Source organism: Intrasporangium sp., assembly GCF_051961875.1.
Classification (GTDB): Bacteria; Actinomycetota; Actinomycetes; order Actinomycetales; family Dermatophilaceae; genus Intrasporangium_A.
The window spans coordinates 1-3,992 of sequence record NZ_JBQCCV010000025.1; the positions used below are offsets into that span (position 1 = coordinate 1).

The 3,992-nt window shown below is 70.2% G+C and carries 4 protein-coding genes and 1 riboswitch; of the genes, 2 read left to right on the forward strand and 2 right to left on the reverse strand.

Annotated features, from left to right (window positions below):
- A partial coding sequence (locus ACTHJJ_RS01630; protein WP_440301194.1) for an ABC transporter ATP-binding protein occupies positions 1–1,788 on the reverse strand: 1,788 nt, incomplete at its 3' end.
- A 157-nt stretch (positions 1,789–1,945) separates the two neighbouring features.
- Complete coding sequence (locus ACTHJJ_RS01635) at positions 1,946–2,575, reverse strand: ECF transporter S component (RefSeq protein WP_440301195.1); 630 nt, start codon at positions 2,573–2,575, stop codon at positions 1,946–1,948.
- A gap of 92 nt (positions 2,576–2,667) precedes the next feature.
- A riboswitch (TPP riboswitch) is annotated at positions 2,668–2,772 on the reverse strand.
- Between the two features lie 44 nt (positions 2,773–2,816).
- On the opposite strand from ACTHJJ_RS01635, the gene ACTHJJ_RS01640 reads away from it, so the two are divergent.
- The gene (locus ACTHJJ_RS01640; protein WP_440301196.1) at positions 2,817–3,224 is read left to right on the forward strand and encodes a DUF4235 domain-containing protein; all 408 of its coding nucleotides are present in this window, start codon (positions 2,817–2,819) and stop codon (positions 3,222–3,224) included.
- A 242-nt stretch (positions 3,225–3,466) separates the two neighbouring features.
- Positions 3,467–3,868: a DUF805 domain-containing protein gene (locus tag ACTHJJ_RS01645; protein ID WP_440301197.1), complete on the forward strand. Its 402-nt coding sequence runs from the start codon at positions 3,467–3,469 to the stop codon at positions 3,866–3,868.
- The last annotated feature ends 124 nt before the right edge of the window (positions 3,869–3,992 follow it).

Sequence of the window (3,992 nt, forward strand, 5' to 3'; positions counted from 1 at the left end):
CTCACTCTCCGGGTGCTGGACGGATTGCTCCCGCTCGGCGACGTCCCGATCAACACTTGGTTCGTGGTAATCGGCGGACGCCGGTGACCGCGTAATACCGCGAACCGGCGATGGCGACTGCGGTTCGAGGTAATCGGAGGACACCGGTGACCGCGGAATACCTCGAACCGGCGATGGGTCATCATCGGGCGAATGGATCGGGACGACCCGGTCCGCCCGGTCGATGACACCGGCGTCGTGGGTCGTCACGAGGACCGCTGCGCCCTCCCGCCGGGCGGTCTCGAGGACGCCCAGGACGGCCGACCAGGTGAGCCGGTCCTGCCCGACCGTCGGTTCGTCGGCGAGGACGAGCGCCGGGTCGTGGGCGATGGCGGAGGCCAGCGCGAGGCGGCGTTGCTCACCGCCCGAGAGGTTGCGGGGGTCGACGTCGGCAAGGTGGCCGAGGCCGAGGGCATCGAGCAGGGCGTCGGCCCGTGCCGCAGACGTGGTCGGGTCGAGCCCGATGGCACGGGGTGTCGTGAGGACCTCGTCCCGGACGGTGTGGCCGACGATCGCGGTGGCCGCCCGTTGCGGGACCCAGGAGACGAGGCATGCGAGCTCCTTCGAGGCCCACCGATCCGGCGCCACACCCCCCGATCGAGAGTGCACTTCTCCCGATCGGGCGTGCACTTCTCCCGATCGAGAGTGCACTTCTCCCGATCGAGAGTGCCCTTCCCGCGAGCGCCTGCCCTTGGCGTGGGCCACCGCCGCGAGCCGGTCATGGAAGGTCACCCGTCCGGACGCCGGCCTGGCGAGGCCGCCGACGACCGTCATCAGCGAGGACTTGCCAGCGCCGCTGGGGCCGACGAGCGCCACGCTCTCCGCGGCCCGCACCTCGAGGTCTCGGTCGCGCACCGCCACGGTGACCCGTGATCCTTCCCCCAGGCGTCGGCTCCGGTGCTCGATCGTGACGCGGTCAGCACGGACCACCGTCTCCCCTGCGGCGACCAGCCCCGCCGCGCCCCCGGACGGTGGCAGGTCGATCGCGAGGGGCTCGGGGTCCGGCACGCCGGGGACCCAGATGCCTTCTGCAGCAAGCGAGTCCCGGTGCGCCTCGAGGACCGGCAGCGGGTTCCCGTCGGCGATGACCCGGCCGTCTGCGTCGAGGACCACGAGCCGGTCGACCCGGTCCAGCCACCCCTCGAGCCGGTGCTCGACGACGACCACGGTGAGGTCGTGCGCGCGAGCCACCCGGTCGACGACGCCGCGCACGGTGCGGGCCGTCTCGGGGTCGAGCATCGCGGTCGGCTCGTCCAGGAGCAGGACCCGGGGCTCCATGACGAGGGCGCCGGCGAGGGCGAGCCGCTGCGACTCACCCCCGCTCAGCGTCGCCGGTGAGCTGTCCCGCGACATGGCCAAGCCGACCTCGGCCAGCGCTCGACCGACCTGCGCGGCCATCTGCTCGCGCGGCACGGAGATGTTCTCGAGGCCGAAGGCGACGTCGCGCCCGATCGTCGAGGCGACGACACCCGCGCCAGGGTCCTGCAGGACGAGGCCGACGGAGCCTGCCCTGTCCTGCGGGCCGGCGCCGTCGATCGTCACCGTGCCGGAGAGCTCGCCGGAGTCGGCGGTCAGCAGGAGGCCGGCGATGGCACGCAGCAGAGTCGACTTCCCGGATCCGGAGGGTCCCGCGAGCAGGACCCGCTCACCAGGCGCGATGGTGAGGTCGAGGTTCTCGAGGACCGGCCGAGACCGGCCGTACGGACGCCACGTCAGCCCCCGCACCTCGACCTGCCCGGCGCATGCCACCGGCCCCGCCCGCTCTCCCCGGTTGAGGTGTTCGGGTGGGCGCTCTGCCGACCCGATTACCTCATCCGGGAGAAGATGCCCCGCCGGTTTGAGGTATTCCGGCGCAGGGTCCGCCGACCCGAATACCTCAAACGGCGGGTGGGAAGAGGACGGCACGTCAGACCGCCTGCCGCTCCCGGACCGCCTGCCGCTCCCGGACCTCCTGGCCCGGCGGGAACGGGTTCAGGGCGCCCGCGTTGGCGAGCAGCCGGGTCAGCCCGACGGCGAGCAGCGAGCCGAAGCCCGCGACGCAGGCGCCGAAGAGGAAGAGGTACGAGATCTTGTAGCCCCAGCCCCAGTCGCTCCAGTAGGAGTACCACTCGTAGATGGCCTCGAAGGCGCCGCCGAGGAAGCCGCCGAGCAGGAGCGGGCCCCACCGGAACGTGGCGTAGGCGAAGGCCAGGAAGCCGAGCTCGACGCCGAGGCCCTGGGCCAGGCCCGACACGAGGGTGGTCAGGCCCCACTGGCTGCCGATGAGCGCCTCGACGCTCGCCGCGATGAGCTCGGTGAAGACGGCCGCGCCGGGCCGGCGGATGACGAGCATGCCGACGATGCCGGCGACGAGCCACGGCCAGTAGAGCAGCGCGCCGAGCGGCGGGAACGCGGCCTGCACCGCGTTGGCGGGTGCCTGGTAGGCGAGGCTCCAACCCCAGTAGGCCACGCCGAAGGCGACCCCGAGGAAGGCGCAGGTGAGCAGGTCGATGGTCCGCCAACGCGCGAGCGGGGCGGACGCAGTGATGTCCTTCATGGTTTTGACAACTCCCGGGTAACTCAAGGATGGATACCGCGGGGAGGCGGCACAGCGGCATACGTCATTGGTCATGAACGCAGCGACTGTGGGCCTGAGATGTCCCGACTTCCTTCGCCGGTGCTAACCGGAGCAGGTTCGAGGGTCTGCGGCGGTGCCGCACTCTCAGCGCGTGAAGCGCTCCCCTGTCGTGATGGGTCGTGCTGTTCAGTTGTGACGTGAGGGACTCTACTCTGGGCCCATGGGACAGTCACAGCAGGAGGGCAAGGAGGCGTCCGGCGGCCCGCTCGGCAGCATCGTCTGGAAGGCGATGATGGTCGGGTCGACGGTGCTCGCGACGCGTGTGGCGAGCACGGTCGCGTCGAAGACGTGGAAGGTCGCGACCGGCAGGTCCGTCCCCGTCAAGGGCGACTACGACAACGAGCGCACGCGTGACGTCGTGGCCTACACGGCGCTGTCGGCGATGCTGCTCGCGGCAACGAAGGTCGCCGCGGAACGCAAGGCCGCCGAGTACTACCGCGACTCGACCGGGCACCTGCCGAAGCACCTCGTCGAGACGAAGCTGTCGAAGCAGGAGAAGAAGGCCCACAAGAAGCTCGAGAAGGCGCGCAAGAAGGCCGAGAAGCAGGCCCAGCAGCTCGCCTCCTGAGCGCTCCTCGCCCGCCCGGCGTCGGTATGGCGCTGGGCTCGCTCATGCGGAGCACCTCCCTCCGCTCGCGGTGCCCTCTGCCTGGCCTTGCGTGCCTGGCTTGCGTGCCCGGCCCTGCGTGCCCGACCAGTGTCACCGAATGGGAACAGATTGGGGCAAAGCCGTCACGGACCTGCGCCCAAACCGGTTCAATTCGGTCCACGCGCCAACGGGGCGCGACACTCGAACAGAGGGGGAGTCACATGTCGTTCAGGGATGCCGTCCGGAGCGTCCTCGGTCAGTACGCCACATTCAGCGGCAGGGCCCGACGATCGGAATACTGGTTCTGGGCGCTGGCGGTGTTCATCGCCAGCGTGGTTGCGAACGTGCTCGACACCGCCATGGGCCATGGGCCCGGTGTGGGCGGTGTCGGCGCTGTCACGGTGCTGGTGGCCCTGGCCACGTTCGTACCGAGCGTCGCCGTCACGGTCCGCCGGTTGCACGACACCGGGCGCAGCGGCCTCTGGTGGTTCATCACCTTCATCCCGTTCGTCGGCGTTCTGATCCTGCTCGTGTTCACGGTGCTCGACAGCGGCCCGAACAACCAGTACGGCCCGAACCCCAAGGGGCTGCCCTACCAGACCGGTTCCCCAGCCCTCGGCTGACTGCCCCGGCTTGCCGGGGCCCTGAGGGTTGTGGGGGGGGGGGGGGGGGGGGGGGAGCAAACAAAAAACCCCCAAACCCCCAACAAAAAAAAAAAACACAACCCACTTCTTTTTTTGTTGTTTT

Bases quoted from the DNA above. Each gene is read 5' to 3' on its own strand.
- ACTHJJ_RS01635 (WP_440301195.1), bottom strand. From the start codon at position 2,575: ATGAAGGACATCACTGCGTCCGCCCCGCTCGCGCGTTGGCGGACCATC.
- ACTHJJ_RS01640 (WP_440301196.1), top strand. From the start codon at position 2,817: ATGGGACAGTCACAGCAGGAGGGCAAGGAGGCGTCCGGCGGCCCGCTC.
- ACTHJJ_RS01645 (WP_440301197.1), top strand. From the start codon at position 3,467: ATGTCGTTCAGGGATGCCGTCCGGAGCGTCCTCGGTCAGTACGCCACA.